This window comes from Streptococcus sp. Marseille-Q5855 (assembly GCF_946901985.1).
Lineage (GTDB): Bacteria > Bacillota > Bacilli > Lactobacillales > Streptococcaceae > Streptococcus.
This window is the reverse complement of the sequence record NZ_CAMPPR010000006.1, coordinates 277,168-291,720: the sequence shown is the minus strand read 5'-3', so window position 1 is coordinate 291,720 and position 14,553 is coordinate 277,168. Positions and strand designations below refer to the sequence as shown.

12 protein-coding genes and 6 pseudogenes are annotated in these 14,553 nt (G+C 36.4%); 10 read left to right on the top strand and 8 right to left on the bottom strand.

The genetic code is table 11. The features are described 5' to 3' along the window. The first annotated feature begins 15 nt into the window (after nt 1-15). The 5 genes and pseudogenes from OC529_RS07880 to folK all read left to right on the top strand — a co-directional run bounded on the left by OC529_RS07880 (nt 16) and on the right by folK (nt 4,776). Nucleotides 16-723, top strand: coding sequence for a CPBP family intramembrane glutamic endopeptidase (locus OC529_RS07880; RefSeq protein ID WP_000592379.1), 708 nt, complete (start codon nt 16-18; stop codon nt 721-723). Nucleotides 724-967: 244 nt separating this feature from the next. After that, nucleotides 968-1,948 (top strand): dihydropteroate synthase, encoded by a 981-nt coding sequence (folP, locus tag OC529_RS07875; RefSeq protein ID WP_262081895.1) that lies wholly within the window; start codon nt 968-970, stop codon nt 1,946-1,948. A 1-nt stretch (nt 1,949) separates the two neighbouring features. Then, nucleotides 1,950-3,271: pseudogene (locus OC529_RS07870) on the top strand (bifunctional folylpolyglutamate synthase/dihydrofolate synthase). Beyond that, nucleotides 3,252-3,806: a GTP cyclohydrolase I FolE gene (gene folE / locus OC529_RS07865; protein WP_061827444.1), complete on the top strand. Its 555-nt coding sequence runs from the start codon at nt 3,252-3,254 to the stop codon at nt 3,804-3,806. The pseudogene OC529_RS07870 and the gene folE overlap by 20 nt, the downstream one beginning before the upstream one ends. Before the next feature lie 157 nt (nt 3,807-3,963). Next, nucleotides 3,964-4,776: a 2-amino-4-hydroxy-6-hydroxymethyldihydropteridine diphosphokinase gene (gene folK, locus OC529_RS07860; RefSeq protein ID WP_173253115.1), complete on the top strand. Its 813-nt coding sequence runs from the start codon at nt 3,964-3,966 to the stop codon at nt 4,774-4,776. Between the two features lie 76 nt (nt 4,777-4,852). Here the strand turns inward: folK and OC529_RS07855 are convergent, their stop codons facing one another. Both OC529_RS07855 and OC529_RS07850 read right to left on the bottom strand, forming a co-directional pair. Beyond that, a complete protein-coding gene (locus OC529_RS07855) occupies nt 4,853-4,975 on the bottom strand; it encodes a hypothetical protein (protein ID WP_262081894.1) in 123 nt (40 codons plus the stop codon). A gap of 6 nt (nt 4,976-4,981) precedes the next feature. After that, nucleotides 4,982-5,299, bottom strand: a complete 318-nt coding sequence (locus OC529_RS07850) for a DUF960 domain-containing protein (protein ID WP_000886037.1) — start codon at nt 5,297-5,299, stop codon at nt 4,982-4,984. Between the two features lie 349 nt (nt 5,300-5,648). Here OC529_RS07850 and rplM point away from each other — a divergent pair, with 349 nt between their 5' ends. Next, nucleotides 5,649-6,095, top strand: a complete 447-nt coding sequence (gene rplM / locus OC529_RS07845; RefSeq protein ID WP_001044624.1) for a 50S ribosomal protein L13 — start codon at nt 5,649-5,651, stop codon at nt 6,093-6,095. Nucleotides 6,096-6,113: 18 nt separating this feature from the next. Further along, nucleotides 6,114-6,506, top strand: a complete 393-nt coding sequence (gene rpsI, locus OC529_RS07840; protein WP_000075973.1) for a 30S ribosomal protein S9 — start codon at nt 6,114-6,116, stop codon at nt 6,504-6,506. 263 nt (nt 6,507-6,769) lie between these two features. Here the strand turns inward: rpsI and OC529_RS07835 are convergent. Continuing rightward, a pseudogene (locus OC529_RS07835) lies at nt 6,770-6,994 on the bottom strand (transposase); the annotation flags it as partial. A gap of 339 nt (nt 6,995-7,333) precedes the next feature. Between OC529_RS07835 and OC529_RS07830 the strand changes: the two are divergent. Both OC529_RS07830 and OC529_RS07825 read left to right on the top strand, forming a co-directional pair. Then, a pseudogene (locus OC529_RS07830) lies at nt 7,334-7,670 on the top strand (helix-turn-helix domain-containing protein). 65 nt (nt 7,671-7,735) lie between these two features. Next, nucleotides 7,736-8,671: a hypothetical protein gene (locus OC529_RS07825; RefSeq protein WP_050242558.1), complete on the top strand. Its 936-nt coding sequence runs from the start codon at nt 7,736-7,738 to the stop codon at nt 8,669-8,671. Between the two features lie 110 nt (nt 8,672-8,781). Here OC529_RS07825 and OC529_RS11785 read toward each other — a convergent pair. Continuing rightward, nucleotides 8,782-9,159 (bottom strand): annotated as a pseudogene (locus tag OC529_RS11785) (hypothetical protein). Between the two features lie 320 nt (nt 9,160-9,479). On the opposite strand from OC529_RS11785, the gene OC529_RS07820 reads away from it, so the two are divergent. Then, nucleotides 9,480-10,136 carry a hypothetical protein gene (locus tag OC529_RS07820; RefSeq protein WP_050242557.1) on the top strand — a complete coding sequence of 219 codons (657 nt, stop codon included), beginning with the start codon at nt 9,480-9,482 and terminating at the stop codon, nt 10,134-10,136. 331 nt (nt 10,137-10,467) lie between these two features. Here OC529_RS07820 and OC529_RS07815 read toward each other — a convergent pair. From OC529_RS07815 to OC529_RS07800, 4 genes and pseudogenes are all read right to left on the bottom strand, one after another. Next, a pseudogene (locus OC529_RS07815) lies at nt 10,468-10,860 on the bottom strand (tyrosine-type recombinase/integrase); the annotation flags it as partial. Between the two features lie 144 nt (nt 10,861-11,004). Further along, a complete protein-coding gene (locus OC529_RS07810) occupies nt 11,005-12,261 on the bottom strand; it encodes an ISL3 family transposase (protein WP_173217988.1) in 1,257 nt (418 codons plus the stop codon). Nucleotides 12,262-12,378: 117 nt separating this feature from the next. After that, nucleotides 12,379-12,828: pseudogene (locus OC529_RS07805) on the bottom strand (transposase family protein); the annotation flags it as partial. A gap of 372 nt (nt 12,829-13,200) precedes the next feature. Continuing rightward, nucleotides 13,201-14,409, bottom strand: coding sequence for an ATP-binding protein (locus OC529_RS07800; RefSeq protein ID WP_050242555.1), 1,209 nt, complete (start codon nt 14,407-14,409; stop codon nt 13,201-13,203). Nucleotides 14,410-14,553 lie beyond the last annotated feature (144 nt).

Here is a 14,553-nt window from a genome sequence, read left to right as displayed (position 1 = left end):
GTAGGAGTATAATTGATGATAAAAAAGAATATTTGGGATGAAGTATTAAACAGGGGGAAGTGGTTAATAATCTTTCTAGTAGGGCTTTTGTTTTCTCAGTTTCCTTTAGCTCTAGCAACTTTTCTAACTAGCAGAAAATTTCCACTGCTTCAAACTGGACTATTAGTAGGGGCCTTATCTCTTGTGGTTTTAACTGTATTTATAATAGGTGCTAGGAAAACACAGTTGGCTAGTTTTGGTTTATCGTTTTTCAAGGCTAAGGATTTGGCTAGATTGGCCTTAAGCTATCTAGTGATTCTTGCCTTTAATATTCTTGGTGTGGTCTTACTGCATTTGATGAATGAAACAACAACCAGCAATCAATCAAATATTAATGATTTGGTCCAGAATAGTTCCTTAATTTCCAGTTTTTTCTTACTGGTTCTAATAGCTCCTATTTGTGAGGAGATTTTATGTCGAGGAGTGATTCCTAAAAAACTCTTTCGTGGTAAAGAAAATGTGGGTTATATAGTCGGTGCTATTATCTTTGCCTTGCTTCATTTACCGACAAATCTACCTTCTCTTCTTATCTATGGAGGAATGTCAACTGTGCTAACTTGGACAGTTTATAAAACCCAACGTTTGGAAATGTCTATCTTACTTCACATGATTGTGAATGGAGTTTTTTTCTGTTTGTTGGCTCTTGTGGTGATCATGAGTCGGACATTAGGGATTTCTGTTTAATACTCAATGAAAATCAAAGAGCAAACTAGGAAACTAGCCGCAGGCTGCTCAAAACACTGTTTTGAGGTTGTAGATAAGACTGACGAAGTCAGTCACATATATACGGCAAGGCGACGTTGACGCGGTTTGAAGAGATTTTCGAAGAGTATAAGATTATTGACAATTGCTTACTTGTTTCTACTGGGAAAAAGATGAATGCAATCGTGTCCATCTTTTTCTTTTTATGGTAAAATAGAGAAATAATATGGTGAAAAGCCTTGAGGGAGTGACCGATATGTCAAGTAAAGCCAATCATGCAAAGACAGCTATTTGCGGAATTATCAATGTAACCCCAGATTCCTTTTCGGATGGTGGTCAATTTTTTGCTCTTGAGCAGGCACTCCAGCAGGCTCGTAAATTGATAGCAGAAGGGGCTAGTATGCTAGATATCGGCGGAGAATCGACTCGGCCGGGAAGTAGCTATAGCTATGTTGAGATAGAAGAGGAAATCCAGCGTGTTGTTCCAGTGATTAAAGCGATTCGCAAGGAAAGTGATGTCCTCATCTCTATTGATACTTGGAAGAGTCAGGTAGCAGAAGCTGCTTTGGCTGCTGGTGCCAATCTAGTTAATGATATCACTGGTCTTATGGGTGATGAGAAAATGGCGGAGGTGGTTGCTAAGGCTGGTGCGAAAGTGGTCATCATGTTTAATCCAGTTATTGCTCGACCTCAGCATCCTAGCTCGCTCATCTTTCCTCATTTTGGTTTTGGACAAGCTTTTACAGAGGAAGAGTTAGCTAACTTTGAAAAATTGCCAATCGAAGACTTGATGGAGACTTTCTTTGAACGTGCACTAGCGAGAGCAAATCAAGCTGGAATTGCACAAGAAAATATCCTGTTGGATCTAGGAATTGGCTTTGGTCTGACCAAGAAAGAAAATTTGCTTCTTTTACGGGATTTGGATAAACTACATCAGAAGGGCTATCCAATCTTTCTTGGAGTGTCGCGTAAGCGGTTTGTCATCAATATTCTTGAAGAAAATGGTTTTGAAGTCAATCCTGAGACAGAACTTGGTTTCCGCAATCGAGATACGGCTTCGGCTCATGTAACCAGTATTGCTGCAAGACAGGGTGTGGAAGTGGTGCGCGTGCATGATGTAGCTAGTCACAGGATGGCAGTTGAAATTGCCTCCGCTATTCGTCTGGCTGATGAAGCGGAAAATTTAGATTTAAAACAATATAAATAAGATGAAAGAAATTGAAAACAATCAGTGGATTGCTAACTACCGGACGGATCAACCGCATTTTGGCTTGGAACGAATGGTGGAACTGTTAGCTTTGCGTGGCAATCCCCATCTCAAACTCAAGGTCATCCATATCGGAGGGACCAACGGCAAGGGTTCGACCATTGCTTTTTTGAAAAATATGCTGAAAAAGCTAGGGCTGAGAGTTGGCGTGTTTAGCTCGCCCTATCTCATTCATTACACAGACCAGATTAGCATCAATGGGGAATCCATTCCAGAGGCTAGGCTAGAAGCCCTCATGGCAGACTATCAGTCTTTGCTGGAAGGGGAATCGGCTACCAATTTACAGGGGACAACTGAGTTTGAAATAATTACAGCTATAGCCTATGATTACTTTGCCTCAGAGCAAGTAGATGTGGCTATCATGGAAGTGGGCATGGGTGGACTTTTGGATAGTACCAATGTCTGCCAGCCTATTTTGACAGGAATTACAACTATTGGCTTGGATCATGTGGCCCTACTTGGTGACACCTTGGAGGCCATAGCAGAGCAGAAAGCTGGTATTATCAAACAAGGAATTCCCTTGGTGACAGGTCGTATCGCTCCAGAAGCTTTGGCTGTGATTGACCGCATTGCGGAAGGGAAAGATGCGCCGAGCTTTGCCTATGGGACAGATTATCAAGTTCGTCATCAAGAGAGTGTAATAACGGGTGAAGTCTTTGACTATACTAGTGCTCTCAGACAAGGTCGCTTCCAGACTGGCCTGCTTGGCTTGCACCAGATAGAGAATGCTGGGATGGCCATAGCTTTACTTGATACTTTTTGTCAAGAAGATGGTCGAGAGCTAGCAAGCAATCACTTGCTTGCTCAAGCCTTGGAAGAAACAAGTTGGCCGGGGCGTCTGGAGGTCGTGTCAAGGAACCCCTTGATGATCTTGGATGGGGCCCACAATCCCCATGCTATCAAGGCTTTAATAGCAAGCTTGCAAGAACGTTTTGCGGATTATCGTAAGGAAATCCTCTTTACTTGTATCAAAACCAAGGCCTTGGAGGATATGTTGGACTTGCTGGGGGCCATGCCAGATACCGAGCTTACTCTGACACATTTTGACGATAGTCGGGCGACTGATGAAAGCGTGCTGAAAGAGGCAGCTAAGTCTAGAAATCTCAGCTACCAAGATTGGCAGGATTTTCTAGAGCAGAAATTGACAGATAAAAAAGAAGAGAAAAAAACAGTTAGGATTGTCACAGGTTCCTTGTATTTCTTGAGCCAAGTGAGAGCCTATCTGATGGAGAGGAAAAACGAAATGGATACACAAAAGATTGAAGCAGCTGTAAAAATGATTATCGAGGCTGTCGGAGAGGACGTTAATCGCGAGGGCTTGCAGGAAACACCTGCTCGTGTCGCTCGTATGTACCAAGAGATTTTTTCAGGTCTTGGTCAAACAGCGGAGGAGCATTTGTCAAAATCCTTTGAGATTATTGACGATAATATGGTGGTAGAAAAGGATATCTTTTTCCATACCATGTGTGAACACCACTTTCTACCATTTTATGGGAGAGCACATATTGCCTACATTCCAGATGGCCGTGTGGCAGGTTTGTCTAAGCTGGCCCGTACGGTGGAAGTTTATTCGAAAAAACCACAAATTCAAGAACGTTTGAATATCGAAGTGGCCGATGCCTTGATGGAGTATCTAGGTGCTAAAGGAGCCTTTGTTGTCATTGAGGCGGAACATATGTGTATGAGCATGCGTGGTGTAAGAAAACCTGGCACTGCAACCTTGACGACAGTAGCTCGTGGTCTATTTGAAACAGATAAGGACCTTCGAGATCAGGCTTATCGTTTAATGGGGCTATAATACTCTTCGAAAATCTCTTCAAACTACGTCAGCTTCCATCTGCAACCTCAAAACAGTGTTTTGAGCAGCCTGCGGCTAGCTTCTTAGTTTGCACTTTGATTTTCATTGAGTATAAAAAGAATCTGCTTTGGGCGGATTTTTCTAGAAAGGAATCATTATGGATCAACTGCAGATTAAGGATTTGGAAATTTTTGCCTATCATGGTCTTTTTCCGAGTGAGAAAGAATTGGGCCAGAAGTTTGTCGTTTCAGCCATCCTATCCTATGATATGACCAAGGCAGCGACAGACTTGGATTTAACGGCTTCTGTCCATTATGGAGAACTGTGTCAGCAGTGGACGACTTGGTTTCAGGAAACAACTGAGGATTTGATTGAAACGGTAGCTTATAAACTGGTGGAACGTACTTTTGAGGCCTATCCTCTTGTCCAAGAAATGAAGCTGGAACTGAAAAAACCTTGGGCGCCAGTGCATTTGCCACTAGATACTTGCTCGGTAGCCATTCATCGCCGCAAGCAACGATCCTTTATCGCCCTAGGAAGCAATATGGGAGATAAACAAGCAAACTTGAGACAAGCCATTGAGAAAATGCGAAATCGAGGTATCCATATTCTCAAAGAGTCCAGTGTCTTGACGACGGAGCCTTGGGGTGGTGTGGAGCAAGATAGCTTTGCTAATCAAGTGGTTGAAGTAGAAACATGGTTGCCTGCCCCAGTGCTATTAGAAACCTTGTTAACCATTGAAGCAGAGATGGGACGGGTGAGAGAAGTGCATTGGGGACCTCGTTTGATTGATTTGGACTTGCTCTTTGTGGAGGACCAGGTCATTTATACAGACGACCTCATCCTGCCTCATCCTTACATAGCGGAACGCCTTTTTGTCCTTGAGTCCTTACAGGAAATTGCGCCTCATTTTATCCATCCGACATTAAAGCAACCGATCCGTAACTTGTATAATGCTTTGAAAAAATAGAAAAAACTCTAGTTTTCAGTCGTTTGCAACTGAAGGCTAGAGTTTTTATACTCTTCGAAAATCTCTTCAAACCACGTCAGCTTCCATCTGCAACCTCAAAACAGTGTTTTGAGCTGACTTCGTCAGTTCTATCCACAACCTCAAAGCAGTGCTTTGAGCAACCTGCGGCTAGCTTCCTAATTGGCTCTTTGATTTTCATTGAGTATTAAAATAGGTCATTTTCTTCTGGGAGGAGGATAGTCTCTCTACCATCCATATCTAAAACCAGAACTCTCGGGGGATAAAGAGGGTCGAAAGGATGATTAAAGTCAAAATCAATGGCTGTGGGGAGGTGTTGACTTGAGAAGTGGAAGGTAATTTTTCCTTGGTTATTGAGCAATTGAAACTCAAGTTCTTCTTCCAATTCAAAGACATTTTTTAAGAAGTGGTCAATAATATACCAAAAAGAATCAATGACATCATCAGGCAAGCTGGTAACAATGCCAAAACTAGCAGACCGCATCTGGGTATTGGTAAAAGCCATATTTTTGCCCCCTTTCTTTTCCCTTATCATACAGCAAATAGGATTAAAAATCAAGAAAAGGTGATTTTTTGAAAAGGATTTTAGCTACAGGGAAAAAATCCCAAAAATATCCCGAAATTAATAGGTAAATTCCCAAATTAACTTGATTATATGACTTTCAGTTACTTTGAGAAGTTACGGTTTAGAAAAATATTTTTCATATCTATTGACTTTTAGGGGTGAAATTTGGTATTATAGTAGGCGGTATTGTTTACCCCATTTGAAAGGCCCCGGAACCTTCCAAATACTTTTCGATGGGAAGGAACACCCATCACCGTAAACAAAAATCGAACTATATATAGGAGAAATCATGAACAAAACAACATTTATGGCTAAACCAGGCCAAGTTGAACGTAAATGGTACGTAGTTGACGCAACTGATGTACCACTTGGACGTCTTTCTGCAGTAGTTGCTAGCGTACTTCGCGGAAAAAACAAACCAACATTTACACCACACACTGATACAGGTGACTTTGTGATTGTTATCAATGCTGAAAAAGTTAAATTGACTGGTAAAAAAGCAACTGATAAAATCTACTACACTCACTCAAACCACCCAGGTGGATTGAAACAAATCTCTGCAGGTGAACTTCGTTCTAAAAATGCAGTACGTTTGATCGAGAAATCAGTTAAAGGTATGCTTCCGCACAATACACTTGGACGCGCTCAAGGTATGAAGTTGAAAGTATTTGTTGGAGCTGAGCACACTCACGCTGCACAACAACCAGAAGTTCTTGACATTTCAGGACTTATCTAAGGAAAGGAACAATAAAGTATGTCACAAGCACAATATGCAGGTACTGGACGTCGTAAAAACGCTGTTGCACGCGTTCGCCTTGTTCCAGGAACTGGTAAAATCACTGTTAACAAAAAAGATGTTGAAGAGTACATCCCACACGCTGACCTTCGTCTTGTCATCAACCAACCATTTGCAGTTACTTCAACTGTAGGTTCATACGACGTTTTCGTTAACGTTGTAGGTGGTGGATACGCTGGTCAATCAGGAGCTATCCGTCACGGTATCGCTCGTGCCCTTCTTCAAGTAGACCCAGACTTCCGCGATTCATTGAAACGCGCAGGACTTCTTACACGTGACTCACGTAAAGTTGAACGTAAGAAACCAGGTCTTAAGAAAGCTCGTAAAGCATCACAATTTAGTAAACGTTAATTCGAAAGAATTATTATACTTACAAAGAGCACCTTTCGGGGTGTTCTTTTTTGTACTTTCTTACTAAATTGGTGCAATTGACACAGTTGTTGCGACTTTAGTCGCTTGCAAATGTGGCTGCGACCGGACCAAGGCCAGTTGGCTCAAAACGTTAATCAATACTATACTATCAACGTTTCGGAACACTTCATGGTTCACACCATGGGGTGTTTTTTTAAAAAGTTTACCTCAAAGTTTACCTTATTGTTTTAGGGAAATTATAGTCAATTGAAATAATAACAAGACAAAAGATCCTTAAAAAAAGTATTGCAACGTGGTAATACCTTTTTGAGGTGCTTTTTGATATGAGCCCATGTTCTCTCAATAGGATTGTACTCAGGTGAGTAGGGAGGAAGTGGTAAAAGTTTATGCCCAAATTATTCACATAAGCGCTCTAGCTTACCCATTCTATGGAATCCTGCATTATCCATAATATAGTTGCTTAGTTTTAAAAAAGCATATTATAATAAATATATGGTATATAGTACAGATTTTAAACAAAGTTACCAAATGTTTTATATCTTCACTTCAACCATATAAGGACTTGACTTTTTTTCAAAAACATTTACAATAAAGGTATGAAGTTTAGTGTAGTTTTGACAATCAATCCTCTGGTTGTTAGACACACTGTTTATTTAATTTTTTAAAGATTGTGATTTAGCCTTGAATATAAGGTTATTATTTTTAATCGCTATACAACTAAAAGTTGTTAATTGTATTTAATAACCTATGGTTGTGGATGTCAACATTTTTCTACAAGAATTTAAAATAATTTTTTGAGGTAACATATGGAATTCTCAGAACGCTTGAAAACACTAAGGAAACAAGTAAAACTAACACAAGCTCAAATAGCTGAAATTTCCCAACAGGCATATGTTTCATGGGAACGTGGATTAAAAAAACAACACAGGAAAATTTTGTTAAGATTGCACAAGTATTGGATGTTACAGTTGACTATTTAGTTGGAAACTCAGAAGAAAAATCAAATGAATTAGACAACATTGGATTACTTTTCCGTATGAACTTAAAAGGATTGACTGAAAAGAAAAGGAAGTATTTAAGAAAAAGTTGATTGAGTTTATGGAAGAACGAAAAAAGATTTTGGAAGAAAATAAAAAACTGTAAATGTAATCGTCTAATAGAATATTTAAACTGAAATAACATATTTATTTTATAAAGGAGCTATATTAATGTATACGGCAATAATAGATTTTAATGAGTTCGATGATATATGGGATACATGGGGAACGGCCTTTGATTTACCTAACGGAGCATGCTTCAAATTTTGGAGATGTACTTTAAAGTTCATATATACTAAGGAAAATAAGTATTTGCAAGTCATTTCAGATCAAAAGCAAAACATTGAAGAGTGCTTAACTATTTTGTCATTTTTTACTAATATACCTCTTGTTATAAGAAGTATATCAAAATACAATGAAGTTTTACCAGAGGTAAAACAACAAGATAAGATGTCTCAATGGCTAACAAAATTGCAAATAATTGAAAATAGTTTAAATAGAAAGAAAAATAGAAAAAAACGTCAACTTATATTAGATTTAATGAGAATGTATAGTATTGGTTTGCAACATGAATACAGAGAATATATTGAAGATGAATTTTTGATGTGTTTCAAACCAATTGAGATAATTGCTAAACTAGTGATAGAAAGAGAAAGATTATTCTATAAAACTAAACACCAACAACGTAAAGTTCAAACACAATCATTTTTAAATAATTTATTAACTGATTCACTATCAACAGAATTAGATATAGATTCTATAGATAATTTATCTGGAGATCTTATAAACTCTTTAGATAGGTTTCTTAAAGGTCGAAATTATACAAGGATATTACTAGCATGGAATCAACTAAAAATAAAAATAGCTGAAAATTATGAATTTCTGAATCCGAAGATTAAAACAAAATTTTTTGAAATTAATAGTAGAATAATTCATGAATTAGTCGATATTAGAAATAGTATAGCACACGGGAAAATTTGTGAAATTTCAGAAAATAATATTCGTTATGTTCATTTTTTATCATGTCAGTTTATATCATTGTATGTGTTAGAGAAACCTTATGCTGAATTTTATTTACCTACAAAAAAATTTGGGAGTAAGTTTTAGAAAGAACTATTCTACAGTATTTAAAATCTGACTTTAAGTAAATTTTTATTATGTGACTATTAGTCCGCCTAACTCCGCTATGCGGGTGTGTACTGACCCCGAAAGCGTTTTTATTGTATAAAGAATATCAAATAGTTTGAGGGTTTTACTTGTCGCTGTATTTCTTCACTATTCTTTTTGTAATACTCCTGCTTTGTTCCTGAAATATCTACAGTGAATACGTCATCCTTGAAGGTATAATTCTCTTTTCGGTTTATGATATTAGAGCCAGTCAGTTCGATTGTTGCACTATCTTTATCAATTGTAAAGGTGTCGGCCTCTCCTTTGTTGCTATTTTCTTTGTTACCTGAAATGGTAAAGGCAACTTCATTTCTACTCTCGTTTATTCAACGGTATTCGCCATCTAAAGAATTGCTTGATTGGTTAGAACATGCAATTAATAAAATTGTAGATAGAGACACTAAAAGTAATGTGATAAATCTTTTCATTTACATACTTTTTATTTCTATATTATATTAAAGAAACATTACATAAGTAATACAGTAATTTTTTAGGTTGATCTATTTCTTTCGGGAAAATCATTATCTTTCGGAAATAAGAATGTACGATTAAATAGAAAACTTTATAAACATTAGAAAAGATTTTTTAAAGGTATATTTCCTTTTCTTATGTAGTATATCAGAATATCAAATCTGTTATAACAGACAAGGATTTCAAAATAGTTGTTTTCTTGAACATATTTTTGTTATAATATACATGCAGTGATAGACTGTAGAATATTAAGAAAATAGAATACTAGGAATTTAGAATGTATAAGATAAAAAATAAGATAAATAGTTGGATTAGTAAAATTTTCAAGTCTGATAAGAGAAACAATTTCAAGTCTGATGAGAGAAACAATATATTTCTTACAACGGAAGACTTATATTTTACAATAGATGGCGATGGTTGGAACGGAAAAATTTATCCAAAATACAGCTATAAAGATTTTAATAAGAATGAAGGCTTTCTGTCTTTTCTAAAACTTGGATCTCGATTTCAATTATATTTTAATGGTAAAATTATTTCTGAAGCAAATTTGATGGTTAATTCATTCGAATTAGGAAAAACTACTTTACAATTCGGCCGGATTAGTAGTAATAATGCATTTTGGGGTGAAAAACCTATTGGTGGGATGACATTTTTAGTAGCTTCTATCATATACATTATGCTTAACGATAATGAGTTTATGCATCGAGATATTGAAGTGTCATTAGAAATTCATATGGATGCAAAACGACTACTTGAAGAAAAGAATATTGATGTGTATTATCATATATTTCGAACTCCTAAAATAAATTTTAACCATGAAGACACTTATCGGAGATATATTTTTGAAACAACAAATAGAAACAGTGATATAGATTACTTTAAAGAACTATTGAGTTTAAAAGAAAACTCAATAATGAACGCAATGAGAAGCTAAGCTCTATACTTGAGTATTTCTGATTCAGATGTTTTATGTTATTTGACAAAGAAGGAGTTGAACTCGTTTTTTATAGTTTTTGCATTGTTGACTTATAAACACTGAGCAATTTATTAAATAAATTTCCCTATTTCAATCAAATTTAATCAAACTTTTTTGAAATTAAGGGATATTAGAAAACAATTAGTTATTGATATTAGGCTATTTTAAAATTATCTGAAACAGACCCTTGTCAAACCAGGTCTTAAGAAAGCTCGTAAAGCTAGCCAGTTCTCTAAACGTTAAGAACCAGCTACAATACAGCATTTACAACACTTCATGGTTCACACCATTACTTTTTAAGATTACGATAGGCAATCTCTCCAACAGCCATTGGAATGACATTTGAAGTGTTGACATAAGTCTTAGTTGAAATCGTGTCACTATGGGTTAGAGCTTCAGAAATAGCTTCAATAGACGTTCCAGCCTGTTTTGCTAATGTTGCTCCTGTATGTCGTAATTTATGAGGTGTAGTATGCTTAAGTTCAGGATGACGACGTTTGACAGATTTCATTTTATTATTAAGATAGTCAGAGTGTAGAGGGCTATTAACGTTACCCTTCATATCGATATAAGTAAAGACATATTGTTCATCGGATTGGATAATTCCAAACTTTGATAGTTCAGCCTTTTGATGTTTTTCCTAAGAGGTAAGAAGCTGAAGTAAGTCATTAGAAATAGAGAAAATAGGCTAGCAAAAACCTATTTCAGGAGAAAATGAAGGAAATATTTCCATAATAAAACGCATCCTATCAAGTTTTTCAATACCTGATAGTATGCGTTTTTAGGATTTTAGGCTCTTTGTCAACTGTAGTGGGTTGAAGAAAAGCTAAGCTCGAGAAAGGACAAATTTCGTCCTTTCTTTTTTGATATTCAGAGCGATAAAAATCCGTTTTTTGAAGTTTTCAAAGTTCCGAAATCCAAAGGCATTGCGCTTGATAAGTTTGATGAGATTATTGGTGGCTTCCAGTTTGGCGTTGGAATAGGGTAGTTGAAGGGCGTTGGCAATTTTCTCTTTATCCTTGAGGAAGGTTTTAAAGACAGTCTGAAAAAGAGGATGAACCTGCTTTAGATTGTCCTCAATGAGCCCGAAAAATTTATCCGGTTCCTTATTCTGAAAGTGAAAAAGCAAGAGTTGATAGAGATGGTAGTGATGTTTCAAGTCTTCTGAATAGCTCAAAAGCTTGTCTAGAATTTCTTTATTCGTCAAGTGCATGCGAAAAGTAGGGCGATAAAAACGTTTATAGCTGAGTTTCCGACTATCTTGTTGGATGAGTTTCCAGTAGCGTTTGATAGCCTTGTATTCATGGGATTTTCGATGAAACTGATTCATGATTTGGACACGCATACGACTCATAGCACGGCTCATGTGTTGGACAATATGGAAACGATCCAACACGATTTTAGCGTTTGGAAAAAGCTGTTTAGCCAAGTCATAGTAGGGGTTAAACATATCCATAGTAATGATTTTCACCTGACAACGAACGGCTCTATCGTAGCGCAGAAAGTGATTTCGGATGATAGCTTGTGTTCTCCCCTCAAGAACAGTGATGATATTGAGCTTGTCAAAATCTTGCGCAATAAAGCTCATCTTTCCCTTTGTAAAGGCGTACTCGTCCCAGGACATAATCTCAGGGAGGTAAGAAAAATCAGACTTAAAACGGAAATCATTGAGCTTACGAATGACAGTTGAAGTTGAAATAGCCAGCTGATGAGCAATATCGGTCATAGAAGACTTTTCAATCAATTTTTGCGCAATTTTTTGGTTGATAATACGAGGGATTTGGTGATTTTTCTTGACGAGAGAGGTTTCGGCGACCATCATTTTTGAACAGTGATAGCACTTGAATCGACGCTTTCTAAGGAGAATTCTAGTAGGCATACCAGTCGTTTCAAGATAAGGAATTTTAGAAGGTTTTTGAAAATCATATTTCTTCATTTGACTTCCGCACTCAGGGCAAGATGGGGCCTCACAATCTAGTTTAGCAATGATTTCTTTGTGGGTATCCATATTAACAACATCCATAATTTGGATATTAGGGTCTTTAATGTCTAGTAATTTTGTGATAAAATGTAATTGTTCCATATGATTCTTTCTAATGAGTTGTTTTGTCGCTTTTCATTATAGGTCATATGGGACTTTTTTTCTACAACAAAATAGGCTCCATAATATCTATAGGGGATTTACCCACTACAAATATTATAGAGCCGAAAAATCATGCTTAAACCGGAAGTCATTGAGCTTGCGAATAACAGTTGAAGTTGAAATAGACAGCTGATGGGCAATATCGGTCATAGAAGTCTTTTCAATCAACTTTTGAGCGATCTTTTGGTTGATGATGCGAGGGATTTGGTGATTCTTCTTGACGATAGAAGTCTCAGCCACCATCATTTTCGAGCACTGATAGCACTTAAAACGACGTTTTCTAAGGAGAATTCTAGTAGGCATCCCAGTCGTTTCAAGGTAAGGAACCTTAGACGGTTTTTGAAAGTCATATTTCTTCAATTGATTTCCGCACTCAGGGCAAGATGGGGCGTCGTAGTCCAGTTTGGCGATGATTTCCTTGTGTGTATCCTTATTGATGATGTCTAGAAACTGGATATTAGGGTCTTTAATATTGAGTAGTTTTGTGATAAAATGTAATTGTTCCATATGATTCTTTCTAATGATGGTTTTGTCGCTTTTCATTATAGATCTTATGGAACTTTTTTTCTACAACAAAATAGGCTCCATAATATCTATAGGGGATTTACCCACTACAAATATTATAGAGCCGGATTTTAAAGCTTGATTGCTTGGTCTCTTTTTCATTATAGTTCCGTTTGATTTATAGTTTCATTAATTCTATGGAGATTCATCATTTTGAGTAATAATAGTACTTCCAGAAGTTAAAGATTCCATTTTATCTTTCAAGTGTCTGTATTAGATAATGTGTTCTAAATTTACTATATATTATTAGGGTTTGGGTAGAATCATTGATAACAGACTGTTGCAAATTTAGTTAGCTACATGATTTATATTTATCTACTTTTCTAGTAACCAATCTATAATGTTTTTCTTCTCAATACCATTGTAATTGGCTGTTGGCTGAATCGTATCCATTGTTAATAGATATTTAGGAAATTGATCTTTAATGGCTTCTAGTGGTCTAAGTTCTCTTTCTAGTGTCTCAGGAGCAAGTGTTGTTTCACTGACTTGATAATAAGCGTAGTGACCAAGATCAGTTACAACAACAAAATCAACCTCATATTTATCTAAATTACCAACATATACTTGTGAATATCTACGTCTCAATTCCAAATATACCATATTTTCCAAGATATGCCCAATGTCTTCTTTGTGGTCTGGCAATAAGAGGTGTCGTAAACCTAAATCAACGGGATAATATTTTTCTAAGCGTTGCAATAATGCTCGACCTTTGACATCAAAACGTGGGACGGAATAAAAAAGTAAACTGTCTGTCAAAGTCGTCAAATAATTTTCTAAAGTATTATGGGATATTGAAACGTTTTGGCTGACTAGGGTATTACGAATCTTATTTGTTGATATTAAGCTACCTGTACTACTGAGAAGGGTTCGGACAATGCGCTCAATAATAGTAGGATTTGGATTTCCCAATCTAGTGACAATATCATTTAACAGTATTGAGTTATATATTCCTCTTAGATAATCAATTTTTTCAGCGTAAGATGATGTTTGCAATAAGTAAGGGAAAGCACTAAAGAGATAATTGTTAAAAATTTCTGTTGTATTCAGATTCTCTGAGAGAGATTGACCTGATAGGTATTCTTCAAATGACAAAGGAAGGACCTCTATCTCAACATACCGACCAGTCAAGTTTGTAGCTAATTGGCTACTCATAAAGTAAGCGTTTGATCCAGTCAAATAGAGGTCAACATTTGGCAAGATGAATAGACTATCTGCTACCAGTTCAAATTTTTCAACATGTTGAATTTCATCTAAAAAGATATAGTATGTTTTCTCTTCAACTAACTGCTCTTTTATATAAGTAAATAATGTTTGAAAATGTCGCAGGTCATAATAACTCAGATCCTCAAAATTGATGGATATAATCTGATCCTCGTCTACGCCAGTTGCTAGTAACTCCTCTTTATAGAGTTGAAAAAGCACAGATTTACCAGCTCGTCTAACTCCACTCACAACCTTAATGATTTGTCGGTCACGATGTCTTCTTAAAAAGTCTAAATAATGTGGTCTTTTAATATAGTTCATAATAGATACCTCAAAGATAGTATAATACAAATAGACGTTATTTTCAAATATTTGGAAATAAAATGGAATTTGTTTTGTTATTTTTAAATATCTAGAAATAATATCTTCAGAATAGAAAATGACGATAATAAAATCATTTGAACT